The 14,810-nt window shown below is 43.3% G+C and carries 12 protein-coding genes; 3 read left to right on the top strand and 9 right to left on the bottom strand.

The genetic code is table 11. The annotated features are described in order from the left end of the window. From kdpA to ACEN82_RS17650, 6 genes are all read right to left on the bottom strand, one after another. A complete protein-coding gene (gene kdpA / locus ACEN82_RS17625; protein WP_413319385.1) occupies positions 1-1,716 on the bottom strand; it encodes a potassium-transporting ATPase subunit KdpA in 1,716 nt (571 codons plus the stop codon). A gap of 9 nt (positions 1,717-1,725) precedes the next feature. Beyond that, the gene (locus ACEN82_RS17630) at positions 1,726-1,803 is read right to left on the bottom strand and encodes a potassium-transporting ATPase subunit F (protein WP_109606956.1); all 78 of its coding nucleotides are present in this window, start codon (positions 1,801-1,803) and stop codon (positions 1,726-1,728) included. Between the two features lie 556 nt (positions 1,804-2,359). After that, complete coding sequence (locus tag ACEN82_RS17635; protein WP_413319387.1) at positions 2,360-3,706, bottom strand: sigma-54-dependent transcriptional regulator; 1,347 nt, start codon at positions 3,704-3,706, stop codon at positions 2,360-2,362. 122 nt (positions 3,707-3,828) lie between these two features. After that, positions 3,829-4,029: a YqaE/Pmp3 family membrane protein gene (locus ACEN82_RS17640; protein ID WP_090531506.1), complete on the bottom strand. Its 201-nt coding sequence runs from the start codon at positions 4,027-4,029 to the stop codon at positions 3,829-3,831. A 50-nt stretch (positions 4,030-4,079) separates the two neighbouring features. Further along, complete coding sequence (locus tag ACEN82_RS17645) at positions 4,080-4,631, bottom strand: acyl-CoA thioesterase (protein ID WP_090532037.1); 552 nt, start codon at positions 4,629-4,631, stop codon at positions 4,080-4,082. Between the two features lie 225 nt (positions 4,632-4,856). Then, entirely contained in the window at positions 4,857-7,274 is a 2,418-nt protein-coding gene (locus tag ACEN82_RS17650) for an ABC transporter permease (RefSeq protein WP_413319390.1), read from the bottom strand. Positions 7,275-7,670: 396 nt separating this feature from the next. Between ACEN82_RS17650 and ACEN82_RS17655 the strand changes: the two genes are divergently transcribed. From ACEN82_RS17655 to ACEN82_RS17665, 3 genes are all read left to right on the top strand, one after another. Then, positions 7,671-7,982 carry a hypothetical protein gene (locus ACEN82_RS17655; protein ID WP_413319392.1) on the top strand — a complete coding sequence of 104 codons (312 nt, stop codon included), beginning with the start codon at positions 7,671-7,673 and terminating at the stop codon, positions 7,980-7,982. Positions 7,983-8,014: 32 nt separating this feature from the next. Continuing rightward, complete coding sequence (locus tag ACEN82_RS17660; protein ID WP_413319394.1) at positions 8,015-8,332, top strand: hypothetical protein; 318 nt, start codon at positions 8,015-8,017, stop codon at positions 8,330-8,332. Positions 8,333-8,554: 222 nt separating this feature from the next. After that, entirely contained in the window at positions 8,555-9,331 is a 777-nt protein-coding gene (locus ACEN82_RS17665; RefSeq protein WP_176623145.1) for a DUF6348 family protein, read from the top strand. 14 nt (positions 9,332-9,345) lie between these two features. Here ACEN82_RS17665 and ACEN82_RS17670 read toward each other — a convergent pair whose 3' ends face one another. The 3 genes from ACEN82_RS17670 to ACEN82_RS17680 all read right to left on the bottom strand — a co-directional run bounded on the left by ACEN82_RS17670 (position 9,346) and on the right by ACEN82_RS17680 (position 14,764). Beyond that, positions 9,346-9,537 (bottom strand): hypothetical protein, encoded by a 192-nt coding sequence (locus ACEN82_RS17670; protein WP_413319396.1) that lies wholly within the window; start codon positions 9,535-9,537, stop codon positions 9,346-9,348. A gap of 99 nt (positions 9,538-9,636) precedes the next feature. Next, positions 9,637-11,883: a 1,4-alpha-glucan branching protein GlgB gene (glgB, locus tag ACEN82_RS17675; protein ID WP_413319398.1), complete on the bottom strand. Its 2,247-nt coding sequence runs from the start codon at positions 11,881-11,883 to the stop codon at positions 9,637-9,639. A gap of 406 nt (positions 11,884-12,289) precedes the next feature. After that, complete coding sequence (locus ACEN82_RS17680; RefSeq protein WP_413319400.1) at positions 12,290-14,764, bottom strand: TIM-barrel domain-containing protein; 2,475 nt, start codon at positions 14,762-14,764, stop codon at positions 12,290-12,292. Positions 14,765-14,810: the final 46 nt, after the last annotated feature.

The following is a 14,810-nucleotide window of genomic DNA, read 5'->3' on the forward strand; positions in this document are numbered from 1 at the left end:
TTATTTTAATGAAAAATGTTCAGCAATTGGGCCTAAAGCCAGTGAAGGGAAGAACGACAGCGCTGCAATAATTACGATCACCGCGAAGATCATCAACCCAAAGGTTGAGGTATCGCTCTTCAACGTACCGGCCGATTCAGGGATATATTTTTTATTGGCCAACAATCCGGCAATAGCCAGCGGACCAATTATTGGCAGGAACCTGCCCAATATCATCACGATGCCGGTGGTATAGTTCCAAAAGATATTACCATCGCCCAAACCTTCAAAACCCGAACCGTTGTTGGCTGCGGCTGAAGTATACTCGTACAACATTTCGGAGAAACCATGTGTACCGGGGTTATTTAACCAGGCCGAAGGTTTAACAGCCCAATCGGCGCCGGCAACATTAACCACATAGTATGATGATATCGCCAAACCTACCAGGATAATGAACGGGTGGAGCAATGCAATCAGCGAAGCAATCTTCATTTCCCTTGCCTCAATCTTACGACCTAAAAACTCCGGCGTACGACCAACCATCAACCCCGAAATAAATACTGCTACTATGATAAATATGTAGAAGTTGAGGATACCAACCCCGCAGCCACCATAAAAACAGTTAACCATCATACCCAGCAGCATCATAGTACCTGATACCGGCATAGCGCTGTCATGCATGGAGTTTACCGAACCTGTAGAGATAATAGTAGTCACGATGCTCCAGTAAGCCGAGTTAGCCGGACCAAATCGTACCTCCTTACCTTCCATAACACCGGTTGGCTGGCTGATGCCCATTTTAGCAATGGCAGGGTTTCCGTTCAGCTCGGCGTTCATAGTCGGGATCAGCAACATGAGCATACCCAGTGTCATTACGCCGAAGATCACATAAGCAAACTTCTTTTTATTGAGATAGAAACCTAATGCAAATACCAAAGCGATTGGGATAGCAACCTGCGCCACTAATTCAACAGTATTGGTTAAATAATTAGGATTTTCGATAGGGTGAGCAGAGTTAGCGCCGAACCAGCCGCCGCCGTTGGTACCTAAGTGCTTAATAGCAACGAGAGGTGCAACCGGCCCGCGGGATACGTGAACGGTATCACCCTGCATACTGATGAAAGTATCTTTACCTGCATAGCTGGTAGTCATGCCGTTAAAGGCGAAGATCACAGCTATCACAAATGAGATAGGTAATAATATGCGGGTGATGGTTTTTACAAAGTATTCCCAAAAGTTGCCCAGCTTATCAGTAACCTTATCCTTCATGGCCCTGAACACAACTACCAGCGCGGCAATACCCGTAGCTGCCGATACAAAGTGCAGAAACATGAATACAAAATGCTGTGTAAAGTAGGTAGCACCGCTTTCGCCCGAGTAATGCTGCAGGTTACAGTTTACCAAAAAGCTGATAGCGGTATTGAAAGCAGTATCAGGCGATTGACCGGGGTTACCATCCGGGTTAAGCGGCAAATGACCTTGTGCCATTAAACAAACAAAAGCATATATCAGCCAAACGCTGTTAATGGTAAGCAGGGCCAGCAGGTGCTGTTTCCAGTTCATTTCGCGTTTGGTGTCGATACCGCTGAAGCGGAAAATAAAACGATCAAGCGGGGCGAGGAAATCGAGCCAGGTTTTTTCGCCCTTAAATACCTTAGCTATGTAACGGCCAAGGGGAATGGCGATGGCTAAGGTGAGCAGGTAGGTGAAAATTACACCCGTTAGTTCAGTGTTCATAGTTTAATTTTAAAAATTTTCGGGTTTAAGAAGTACGTATACCATGTAAATGAACACGGCTATTGCTACGATGAATAATGCTGCCATGATTTTAGATTTTTTCGAAGTACGTTACAGATTTAAAAAAGACCCAGAATACCACTACAAATGTGGCCAGGTAAGCGATTGTGAGTAAAGCATCCATTTTATGTGTTTTGCAAAGGGCTTTGCCAAGCGGATGCCAAGAAAAATTATTATTATATAAAAAACTGATTGTTAATTATTTACATAGACTCAGAAATATTATTTTATTTATTTAGGAGGAATTGAACTATCATTTTGATAGGTGATTATCAAAGTGGAATCGAGGAAGGTCTTAGCTGCCGGGGGGTTAGCTGCCGCGGGTTTAGCATAGCGTAACCCGTGGTTAAACACAACTGAAGCTTTCAGCTTCAAATTTAAGCTGAAAGCTTAAATTATACCGCACCACAGGTTACGCTATCGCTAAACCTGCGGCAGATGGGGTGGCAAATATCTCCATGCCTCCGGCCTGTGTACGGCGGCCAGAGGCCGCTTGATAGTCGACACCCGGCTGGAGCCGGGCGTCAGCGTAGAAAGAACTTTTTATTCACTAAATCCGAAATCGAAATTCCGAAATCCGAAATCATTCCAAATTATATTCCTTCAGCTTTCTGTACAACGTAGCTACGCCAATATTTAGCAGATGCGCAGCTTCGGCACGGTTGCCATGAGTGTGGTTAAGCACCCTCTGAATATGTAATTTCTCTACAGAGGAAAGATCAAATGCCGAAATAGGCGCACCGCTTTTCACTTGTTGCTGCTGAACTTCATAAGGTAGCAGGCTCTCATCAAGCATATTGCTATCGGTCAGGATAACAGCCCGTTCCACTATATTTTTTAGCTCGCGAATATTACCGGGCCATGGATAGGCTTCCAGTTTTTCAATAAAATCATCACTAAGGGTATTTACCTGTTTTTTTACTTTAAGGGCAAAGTGTTGCATAAAGTATTCGGCCAGCAGCTTAATATCTTTTTTACGCTCACGCAATGCTGGCAATGTGATCTGGAAAACAGAAAGACGGTAATATAGGTCCGACCGGAAATGACCATCGTTGATCTCGTTCAGCAAATTACGATTGGTAGCTGCCAGAATCCGTACGTTAACCTGAGTGGGTTTGGTATCGCCTATCTTAATGAATTGCTGCGATTCAAGCACGCGAAGCAGCTTAGCTTGCAGGTCATGATCAAGCTCCCCTATCTCATCCAAAAATATGGTACCACCATTAGCCTCCTCAAACAGGCCTTTTTTATCTTTAACCGCCCCTGTGAATGAACCGGCTTTATGACCGAACAATTCGCTCTCCAATAATTCTTTTGTGAAAGCGCTGCAGTTTACAGCCACAAATGATTTAGCGCTGCGGTTACTGGCCTGGTGAATGGCTTCGGCAAAAATCTCCTTACCTGTGCCGGTTTCGCCCAATAATAATACCGTTGTATCGGTAAGGGCAACCTTTTGGGCAAGCTTAATTACATCACTGATAGCAGTTGATTTACCGATGAGCCTGTCGAAACCAAACTTATCATTCAGCTTGCTTTCCAGTTCTGCAACCTTTTGCTGTAGCAGGGCTTTATCCATGGCCTTACTTACCAGCGGGATGATCTTTTCGTTATCATCGCCCTTGGTGATATAGTCAAACGCACCGGCTTTTATGGCTTTTACACCATCATTGATAGTTCCGTATGCGGTCAAAACAATAATTTCGGTATTGGGGTAGTTTTTTTTGATGGTTTCGGAAAGGGTGATGCCATCAATATCAGGTAGCTTTACATCGCTTAATACCACATGTATGGTATCCTGCTGTAATTTTTTAAGGCCTTCTTTGGCTGTAGCCGCAGTAATTACCTCATGGCCTTCCAACTGCAGAATGCGCGCCAGCAAGTTACGGAGGCGTTCTTCGTCATCGATAATTAATAGCTTACCTTTTTGCATCGTGGCAAATATGGTAATTTATTTTGAACCTTGATTTTTAGGATTTAAGGGTTTCTTGATAGAATAGTCCTAAATAATCTCATTCAAAACCTCAGGGAATCCCATAATCAAGCGAATCAAGGTTACCAACGGTAACGCCTTGTCGCCCGCATCAGTTGCCTGTGGCGTTTAGCCTCATAATAATCGCTGGTTACCAGGATAGAATGAATCACGCCCGGGATCCAGAAGAAAAGGGTTAAAAATATATTCAATATAAATGCACCTATCCTGCCGGTGGTGAGGATGGCAAGCGGTGGCAGTAAAAAGCACAGAAAATATCGCATGGCAGTAGTTTTAATGTTTAAACCATTTAGACAATGCGCCGTGAAATTTGTTACTGCTTTATTTCTTCACCAAGATTAGGTGGCAACTGGTCGCCAAAAAAAAGCGCTTTCAATTCAGTAGCATCATTCGGGTTCATTTTTCCGCCTAATATTAACCTCAATTGGCGGCGGCGAAGCGCACCCTCATACAATGCGCGCTCTTTATCCGTTTCAGGTACCAACTCGGGCACGGTTGTCTTTTGGCCATCTTTATCCAAAGCAACAAAGGTATAATAGGCCTCATTACTTTTTACTTTAGTGCCTGATGGAATGTTTTGCGCCCATACATCCATCCTTACCTCAACTGAAGTAGTGAACGCGCGGGTAACCTTTGCTTCAATGCTAATCACATCACCTAACTTTATCGGCGACTGGAACGATACGTTATCTACTGAAGCGGTCACCACGATCCTGTTACAGTGCTTTTGTGCCGAAATAGCAGCGGCAATATCCATCCAATGCAACAAGCGCCCCCCCATCAGGTTGTTTAAAGTGTTGGTATCATTGGGCAATACCAGTTCGTTCATGATGGTGTATGATTCCTGCGGCGATTTTCCGGTCATATTCAGTCTGCTTTTAGGCAAAGATAGGAAAAAACCTCACCCCAGCCCTCTCTTTTGGGGATTGGCTGAACGTACCTTGTAAATGTTTTGCCCCTGCTGAAATCCCTTGCCCTGAAATAAAAACATGTCATTATAAGAAGAACGACGAAGCAATCGCACGCAATACAGGGCGACCGTGCTTTCGTACGATTGGTTCGTACCTTATAATGACGTATATTTTGTTTACTACTCCGTCTTCAAACTCTTTACCGGGTTCATGAGCGCGGCTTTCACGCTCAAAAACGAAACCGTTGCAAAGGCAACCAGCAATACCAGGAAAAATGGAATAACAAACAGGAAGGGGTTGATATCCATCCTGAAAGCATATGTTTGCAGCCATTGATGAATAGCGTACCAGCCTATTGGTGCCGAAATCACAAACGATACTACTACAAGCAGGGCAAAGTCTTTATACAACAATCTTAAAATACTGTTTACTGAAGCTCCCAGTACCTTGCGGATGCCAATTTCCTTGGTGCGCTGTACAATGGTGTATGATACGAGGCCAAATAAGCCTAAACAGGCCACAAAAATGGCGATGCCGGTAAATACGCCAAACACCTGCCCAAACCGCTGATCAGTTTTGTATTGCTCGTTAAAATGCTGATCTAAAAAGAAATAATCAAACTGGTCGCCGGGGAAAAAGCTCGCCCAGGTTTTCTTTAATTCCGCAATGGTTTGGGGTAAATTGGTGGTGCTTATCTTTATAGATACAGGGCCGCGTACATCAGGAATACAACGGAAAATCATCGCATCATAAGCATCATGTAAGGATTGCTGATGAAAATTATCAGCCACTCCTATTATCTCATAAACATCTCCCCAGAAATCAATGCGTTTGCCCAGCGCATCGGCAGGTTTGGTAAAACCTAATTGCTCAACCGCCTTTTTGTTAAATACTACCTTGTGCGGCTCGTCACCAAACCCCTTTGAAAACTTACGACCGGCTATCAGTTTAATATCATAAGCGTTAAGGTAGTCATAGTCGGCACCGATAATGCGGTATTGTTTGCTTGTGCTTTGATCGGAGCTAACAAGCTTAATACCGCCAGCGTTCCATTGCACAGGTTCGCCGGGGATAGAAGTAGATACGGTTACACTTTTAACGGCAGATTGCGCCAGGCATTCGTGTTTAAATGAGCTCATGCTGCGGTAAAACGAATCTACCTTAACCAACGGAGCTTTAATGACCAGTGTTTGATCTATTTTTACCCCTAACTTTTGGCTTTGCATGTATTTAAGTTGTTTGAACACTGTAAGCGATCCTATCAGTAAAAATATCGACGCAGCAAACTGGAATACCACCATTGCCTTACGTAATATCACTCCCCCTGGCGATGCCAGGATCTTGCCTTTCATCACCTCAACCGGCCTGAACGCCGATAATACAATGGCCGGGTAAAAACCGCTGAAGAATGAGCCCAACACAAAGATTCCCAAAACAGCCAACCAAAAAGTTGCTTTAGCAAATAACGTAAAACCCATCTGCATGCCGGAAATATTGGCAAATGCAGGCAAACAGGCCATAATGATAAGCAATGCCAGGCCAATAGCCATGGCGTTAAGCATCATGGCCTCCAACATGAACTGGGTAATCAACTGTGCTTTTGCCGAGCCCAAAGTTTTACGCACCCCAACCTCTTTAGCCCGGCCAATACCTCGGGCAGTAGCCAGGTTGATATAGTTGATCCATGCTATGATGATCACAAAAATAGCGATGCCCAAAAGCAGGTACACAGACTTGCCATCTCCATTGGGCTGAAACTCCAGCATCCTATTGGAATACAGGTGGATATCCTTTACCGGCTGAAGTGTATAAATGCCGCCTTCGCCCGTACCGGGATATTTATCATAAGCTTTTTTTACTACGGGGATAAACTTAGCTTCCAAAGCACGCGGATCAACTCCGGGTTTAAGCAGCAGGTAAGTTGTGCAGCCGTCACTCAGCCAGGCATTATCGAGATTAAAATCTTTATTAGGCGGATTTTCTTTAAGCAGCGTAGCGTAGGATTGCATGATATCGAAATTCATATGCGTGTTGGCAGGCATATTTTCCATTACGCCGGTAATTTTAAGCGGCTTATCTGTATTAATATACAAGGTTTGCCCCACGGGATTTACGCCATGAAAAAGCCTTTCGGCAATTTGCCGGGTAATTACCGCGGTGTTGGGTTCTTTAAGTGCGGTATTCCCGTCGCCGTTCATTAGCGGGAAAGAAAATGTTTTGAAAAATGCATCGCTTACATAATAAACATTCCGGATTACCATTTTCTGATCCCTGTAATTGGCTATGGTTTGCCCTGCTCCTACAATCTTTACGTACTCTTCAATATCGGGCAGCGCATTTTTAAATGCTGTGCCGGGTGCAAAAGCCCCGCCGGCCCATTGAGTACTTAACTTGCCATTGTTGTATCTGTCCTGATTAATCCGAAAAACGCGGTCTTTTTTGGTGTGGAAATCATCGAAACTAAGCTCAAAGCTAACATATTGCAAAATGAGCAGGCATGCCGCCATACCAATAGCCAGCCCTATTATATTAATAGCGGAGAAAGCTTTGTTTTTTGAAAGGTTTCTAAAAGCAACCAGTAGGTAATTTTTAAGCATAATTGTAATGGTTTATACCTGAATTTCAGCTAATTATATGCCTTGTTTTTAATTTACTGAATATCAATATTTTAAATTAAATATAATCTACTGAAGTGTTCGTTTTCGAACAGTGATTGTGCGGTTGTGGTTAGAGATTTGAGGTTAGGTTATTTTTACTGCGCAAGTATTGTGTGGCTGCCTATGAGAGATTACTTGCACCTTCTGCATCTTGTCCGGGTAATTTGAAATCGTTGGACACAAGCAAATGAACGGACAGAAAAGGCTTTGACCAAACATCATTACCTCGTGTACTGGATTGTTTAGTGTTTTGTATTGATTAAGTATTACAACTAACTTACAGACAATTATAAACCTGATTATCAATCAATACAATCAACCTTATTTTCAATTACCATGGATCAACCCAAAGTATTTATCAGTGTTGGGGGAACCTCAACTCCCAGCCAGGAAGATTTTGTAAAATCTATAGAAGACAGACTTAGAAGCGAAAATTTGATTCCCAACACCATCGGAAGAAATACATTCAGTTCTGATTCGCCTTTAAAATCAATAAAGGGATTGATGGATGAATGTTCAGGCATCTTAGTTATTGCACTTGAGCGAATCTATTTTGAAAGCGGGATTGAAAAACGGGGCAGCGCTAATGAAATAACACTATCAACAACCAAATTGCTACTCCCTGGAATCAAATTGAATCAGCGATAGCATACACTAAGAATCTTCCGATTTTAGTTATCGTGGAGGAAGGAATACGTGCCGAGGGCTTATTAGAAAAAGGCTACGACTGGTATGTGATGACAGTAAAACCCAACCAAAATTCGTTATCAACAGTAGAGTTTAATGGTGTTTTGGCCAGTTGGAAGAGCAAAGTGGAGGCACTCAGCATTAGCAAAAATAATACTGCTGCCGAAAGAAGGAAAATTGTCCCGGACGAGCTAACTGTCGGCGAGTTACTATCAAATATGAAACCTGCTCAACTATGGGGAGTGTTGGCCGCTATTATTGCATTAATGGCTGCAATTTTCGTGATTGGCCAGCATTTTCCGGCTAAATAGAATTTTAAGTTTGTAGTAGATCATTTCCTTGCGCAAACATTGTGCTTTTGCCTGTAGGGTGGCTTACTTACGCCCTCTGCATCAGATATCTCATGTCCAGGCAAATAAAAAAGGGTTGGATACCGGCAGGTGGACAAATAATGATAAAAACGAAAATACCGTATTATATAAGATTCTTTATTTTTGCTGAAGCAACTAAACCGATAATCAAAACAAGTCATCATGGGGCTATTCGACCTTTTCAGGAAAAAACCACCAGAACAAATCCAACCAACTGCACAGCCTCAGAAAGAAGAACCTATTGCAAAATATAGCGATTATAATGGCTACCTCATAGAGGTACTTAAAGACAGATTAGTTGAAATGGGGCACCAGGTTGAACGTCATCCGCAATATCTTACTTTGATACTTGATTCGGGCTTAGAAATATCCACTTCAATTATTGACGTGCCAGATGCACATCCATTTTTGATACAACTTAATATTTTAACCAGGCATCCTTTATATCTTGAGCAAGGGATATATGAATGTTTAGCCGGTATTGGCGAAACAATGGATAAGAGGATTACTTCGGCCTTAGATAATTACCTTAACATTGTGTTTCCGCCAATAATGGAGGGCTTTACGGATACTCATGACCCGGAAGCTGATATGCTGGTAATTACAAATGCTCGGGAGATACTTTGGCACCCTAAGTTAGGCGACTTAATGGTGCAGGGGCAATGGGAGGAAATGCCGGACGGAAAATATCTTTTTGAAACTTTAAGAGAGAAAATTCAACCGGTTTTAATCGACAAAAAATTTAACTCTCTAAAAATTTATATTTCCAAACGAGCCGATGGCACTATAATAGGCGAATGCGTTTTTAATAATCAGCAATGGAACGATGGCCTTGACGAAATGACCAAACACGCAGAAACCTGGGTAGTGAAAGGTGACTTTATGGCCTTGAAACAAGTAATTATGTTCAGGAGATGCGACGTTTATGATGGTTTGTAGCGGTTACCAAATCCTCACATCAACTCATTATCCTTTTTAACATGATAAGCCTTGTACGATAAGTAAAACAAGGCCAAGGCTGGCAGAGCACCAAGGACTATCCCAACTGTATTAGGCTTTGGATAGGTAGCCACAATTTGCACAATAAACAATATCGTGGCAACTATACCACCTATAAGATAAAGATATTTGAATTTGGGGTTCATAGGTTATTTACATACTAACAACAGGGCATCCTTAACTTGTTTACTTAGTTTTGAAAGACTTACGAAGTATTTGGAACTTCGTAAGTCTTTCAAAACTGCTTACCGTTTCAATTCATATTTAGCAGGCACATCAGGTACCAGTTTAAATACCGCAGCCGCAAGCGGCGGTATAGTAATTTTGATAGACTGGCTTTTGCCATGCCAGCTTACCTGATCGCTATTTACAGGCTCATAATTGATGATGCCGCTGCCCCAGTATTTTTCATTATCCGAATTAAAGATCTCTTTCCACTTACCGGCAGCAGGTACGCCTATGCGATAATCACGGCGTACAACGGGGGTCATGTTCAGGATGATCATCAGGTCGTTTTTACTGTCATGTCCCATCCGGCGGTAAACCAGTATGGAATCATTGGCATTGCCGCCGTCAACCCATTCAAAACCCTGGTGCGAAAAGGCTTTTTCATACAGCGCAGGCTCTGTACGGTATAAATGGTTCAACGCCTTAACTGTTTCGCTAATACCCTGGTGATTTGGATACTGCAGCACATGCCACTGTAACGATTTGCCGAAATCCCATTCATCGCCCTGCCCAAATTCGCCGCCCATAAAGAGTAGTTTTGAACCGGGGTGTGTGAACATGTATCCGTACATCAGTCTCAGGTTAGCAAACTGCCTCCACTCATCGCCGGGCATTTTGCGCAACATACTACCTTTACCATAAACAACCTCATCATGCGAGAAAGGCAGCATAAAGTTTTCGGTAAAGGCATATATGGTGCTAAAAGTTATTTCGTTATGATGATATTTACGATGGATAGGATCCTCATGAAAGTAATCGATAGTATCATGCATCCAGCCCATCATCCATTTCATCCCAAAGCCCAGGCCACCTAAATAAACCGGGCGACTAACGCCGGTAAATGACGTAGATTCTTCAGCTATGGTTTGTACCGATGGAAAATGGCTGTAAACAGCTTCGTTAAATTCTTTCAGAAATGATATAGCTTCGAGGTTTTCGTTACCGCCATACCTGTTAGCTTCCCATTCGCCATGCTTGCGCGAATAATCAAGGTACAGCATTGAGGCCACCGCGTCAACGCGTAAACCATCGGCATGATACCTTTCCAGCCAAAAAAGCGCGTTGCTGATCAGAAAAGCCCTTACCTCGTTTCGGCCGTAGTTAAAAATATATGATTTCCAGTCGGGGTGAAAACCTTTGCGGGCATCGGCATGCTCATAAAGGTGTGTACCGTCAAATTTATACAGCGCATGGATATCTCCCGGAAAATGCGAAGGCACCCAATCCAGGATTACGCCGATACCGGCTTTGTGAAATTCTTCAATCAGGCACATCAGTTGTTGTGGTGTACCGTAGCGTGATGCCGCTGCAAAATAACCACTTACCTGGTAACCCCAGCTCGGATAATACGGGTGTTCCATAATAGGCATAAACTCTACATGGGTGAAGCCCATTTCCTTTACATAAGGCACCATTTTTTCGGCAAGCTGAGTGTAAGTTAAAAACTCGTCCGGACTTTCGGGATTACGCGCCCATGAACCCAAATGCACTTCGTAAACCGAATATGGCCTGTCGAGCGCGTTATGTTCATGACGGTTCTGCATCCAATCCTGATCCTTCCACTCATAAAAAGTATCGGCAACTATAGAGGCAGTACGCGGCGGCAGTTCCCAGCGTAAAGCAAAGGGATCGCTTTTTTCCAGGTCTTCGCCGGTTGATGATTTGATATAGTATTTATACGTTTCGCCATTGCCAACATTTGGAATAAAACCTTCCCAAATACCCGATGAATCCCAGCGGGCATTCAAACTATGCGAACCGCGGTTCCAGCCGTTAAAGTTGCCAATTACCGCTACGTATTGTGCGTTTGGAGCCCAAACGGCAAAATAAGTCCCAATAACACCCTGATATTCCACTACATGCGAGCCCAGTTTTTCGTACAGCTTATAATGTTTGCCCGACTTAAATAAACTGATATCAAAATCCGTAAAACGGCTGTATGGTTCAACGGCTTTAAGCTTTACAGGTTGCGGGGTAATTTCTGTCGGGTTATTGGCATTCACCGCTTTCGACTTAACCGGCGCAGCTTTTTTAACGGCTGAAGGCTTCTCAGCAGCAGTCGATTTTGTTTTAACCGGCTCAGCTTTCTCTGCAACGATAGGCTTTTCGGCAGCCGCTGTTTTTGTTTTAACTGCTTTTTTAGGTTCCGGGGCTCCTGTTTCAGGCGTTACTTTATCGGCTTTGACCTTAGTGACGGCTTTTTTTTCCTTTACAGGCTTTGTATCCGGTAAGGGGTTCTCGGTTTTAGTTGTTTTTTTGGCCATGATATAGATAACCTGTTAGGGTGTTAGTAAATAACCCAAATCACAGGAATGAGTTTGGTTTATATGTAATCAAATATAACAGGATTAATATATTATGCAGGGTTTTGGAGATTTATTTTTGGAGGGAAGATTGTCTGAATCAGAATTTACCGAATTTGAGAATTAACAGGATAACTTGTCTGAACTGATTTATTGAATTAAGAGAATTTATTAAATTTACTAAGCATTCTGTCCGTTCAACTAATCCAATAAATTCGAATTCATACAAAAAACGCCATTGCCGTAGCAATGGCGTTTTAATGAGATAGCCTTAACGTGAGCAAAGCTATAAAGGTTTTTTTTCTTGATTTACAAGGCTACAGCTACCTTTAACCTTTTGCCCTTTAGCTTTAACCTCTTCTAAATACTATCTGCTTATTTCAATATGTTTAAAGTTTTTACTGTATTTAAACTCTACCGTTTTATCATCATTTAGTTGAAATTCTTTTACCTCTTTGCCATCTACTTTTATTTTTGATGGCGTAAACGGCAAACCTATCAGGTTAAAATGATAGCCGTCATAGCGTGGGGTATACAAACCTTCCAGGCTCTGATCAATGGTTAAATTTTTGCTGCTGCCATTTACCACAAACTTTTTCTCCAGGTAAATATCCTGCTCGTAAGCAAAGGTTTCGCCGTAATCTTCAAACAGGAATGAATTTACTTCATAATCGGTATAGTAAATATTCAGCTTTACTTCTTCAATCTCTTTGTGGCCAACATACTGCATTACCGGGTATTCAGGGATTACCGAACCTGCTTTAATGAATAGAGGCATGGTTTCAAGTGGGGTATCTACTGATACTTCCTGGCCGCCGTTAACAACCTCGTGAGTCCAGAAGTTGTACCATTTACCTTTAGGCAGGTATACGTTGCGTTTGATCTGGCCCGGTTCCATTACAGGGCAAACCAGGATCTTATCACCATATGTAAACTCATCCTGGCGGAAGTGGTTCAGCTGTGTGTCCTGCTCATGCATTACAACCGGCCTCAAAATTGGGAACCCATAGCGGTGATGCTCCCAGAAAGTGGAGTACAGGTAAGGGATCAGGCGGTAACGCAACTCGATAAACTTACGGTTGATGGCAGTGAATGGTTCACCAAAGCTCCATGGCTCGCGCTCTTTGGTATCACCTGCCGAGTGCGCACGCATAAACGGAGAAAAGGTGCCCATTTGGATCCAGCGGGTAAACAGTTCGCCATCGGGCTCACCACTAAAACCGCCAATGTCGGTACCGCAAAACGGAATGCCCGATATCGACAAGCGCTGACACTGGATATTACCCAGCTTCAGGTGTTCCCATGAGGCTACGTTATCACCAGTCCACACCGATGAAAAGCGTTGTACACCTGAATAACCTGCCCTTGTAATAGTAAAAGGGCGTTTGTTTTTCATGATCTTGCGCAAGCCTTCGTAGGTTGAGCGTACCATCTGCATACCATAAATATTATGTGCCTTACGGTGCGAGCCACGGTAACCATCATACTGGTGGCGCACATCATCGGGGAAGGTGCCGGCACCGAATACAGCGGGCTCATTCATATCGTTCCAAACACCGGCAACCCCCATTTGAACCAATTCGTCAAACAAACCGCCCCACCATTCGCGTACTTCAGGATTGGTAAAATCAGGAAACTGGCAACGGCCCGGCCAAACGTGGCCCTCCATAAAGTAATCATCGCTTCGGCGGCAGAAATATCGCTTCTCCTTACCCTCTCTGAACACCTCGTAGTTGTCATCCACACGAATCCCCGGATCAATAATTACCACAGTTTTAAAGCCATCAGCCGCAAGCTCGCTGATCATTTTTTTAGGATCAGGGAAATACTTACGGTTCCAGGTAAAGCAGCGGTAACCATCCATATAGTCGATATCCAGGTAGATGCCATCGCATGGAATCTGGTTTTCGCGGAAACCTTTAGCTATCTTCCTAACCTTGGCCTCCGGATAATAGCTCCAGCGGCATTGGTGGTAACCCAATGCCCAAAGCGGCGGCATGGGGTGTGTACCGGTTAGGGTATGATAGCTTTTTACCACATCCATCATGTGCGGCCCGTGGATATAGTAATATTGCAGTTCCCCGCCATCTGCCCAAAAACTTGTTTTAGTCCTGTCTTCGGCGCCAAAGTCAAATTGCGCTTTAAATGTATTATCAAAGAAGATACCGTGTGCTATACCCTCGTTTACGCTGATGTAAAAAGGGATACTACGGTACAAAGGGTCCTGGTTCCACTGAAATGAATAGGCATCAGTGTTCCAGTTTTTTAGCCTTTTGCCGCGCAGGTTAAATTCGGTTGGTTTATCGCCTAAGCCAAAGAAGCTTTCGTCGGGTGCACAGGTTTTTGTGCAAAACACATAATAACCGCCCGCCTGCACGTTCTCTTCCCAATGCATTGGCACAGCATCGATGCTGGTTACATGGTTACTGCTATCTGAAAAAGAGATAAAGAAATCCTTTTTGCGGATATGGCAGTTCACTTTATAAGTAGATACCCGAAATTCATTATCATCTTCATGCAGAGTAAAACCTGCCGCCTTGGTTGGCAGCTTAGGCACCCCGTATGAAAAATCGTCTAAAAAAACGCTATGCGGCGCAAGCCTCACACGGATAATCTCGTCGGTAACAACTATTACTTCAACTTTAGCATCGCCATCAGTAAAGTAGAACTTATTCCCCACCTGATCGGCATGATTAGGTACACCGAGATACTTTTTTACAACCGGCTTAATACCATCGGCAGGGTTATTAAGATGGTGAAATTCCTCTTCTTCTTCAAGTAAGTTTTCTGCTTCAATTAACTTACTGGTTATCAACTCCGGATTTGGGGTATTACTTTCCATTCAAACAAATTAGTGGCTTCTGCAAAGATGTATAAAGTGTACTTAC

This window comes from Mucilaginibacter sp. Mucisp73 (assembly GCF_059491465.1).

Excerpts from the sequence above, each read along its gene's own strand:
- ACEN82_RS17665 (WP_176623145.1), top strand. The coding sequence starts at position 8,555 with ATGGGGCTATTCGACCTTTTCAGGAAAAAACCACCAGAACAAATCCAA.
- ACEN82_RS17650 (WP_413319390.1), bottom strand. The coding sequence starts at position 7,274 with ATGCTTAAAAATTACCTACTGGTTGCTTTTAGAAACCTTTCAAAAAAC.
- ACEN82_RS17670 (WP_413319396.1), bottom strand. The coding sequence starts at position 9,537 with ATGAACCCCAAATTCAAATATCTTTATCTTATAGGTGGTATAGTTGCC.
- ACEN82_RS17630 (WP_109606956.1), bottom strand. The coding sequence starts at position 1,803 with ATGGCAGCATTATTCATCGTAGCAATAGCCGTGTTCATTTACATGGTA.
- ACEN82_RS17680 (WP_413319400.1), bottom strand. The coding sequence starts at position 14,764 with ATGGAAAGTAATACCCCAAATCCGGAGTTGATAACCAGTAAGTTAATT.
- ACEN82_RS17640 (WP_090531506.1), bottom strand. The coding sequence starts at position 4,029 with ATGCGATATTTTCTGTGCTTTTTACTGCCACCGCTTGCCATCCTCACC.
- glgB (WP_413319398.1), bottom strand. The coding sequence starts at position 11,883 with ATGGCCAAAAAAACAACTAAAACCGAGAACCCCTTACCGGATACAAAG.
- ACEN82_RS17635 (WP_413319387.1), bottom strand. The coding sequence starts at position 3,706 with ATGCAAAAAGGTAAGCTATTAATTATCGATGACGAAGAACGCCTCCGT.
- kdpA (WP_413319385.1), bottom strand. The coding sequence starts at position 1,716 with ATGAACACTGAACTAACGGGTGTAATTTTCACCTACCTGCTCACCTTA.
- ACEN82_RS17645 (WP_090532037.1), bottom strand. The coding sequence starts at position 4,631 with ATGACCGGAAAATCGCCGCAGGAATCATACACCATCATGAACGAACTG.
- ACEN82_RS17655 (WP_413319392.1), top strand. The coding sequence starts at position 7,671 with ATGGATCAACCCAAAGTATTTATCAGTGTTGGGGGAACCTCAACTCCC.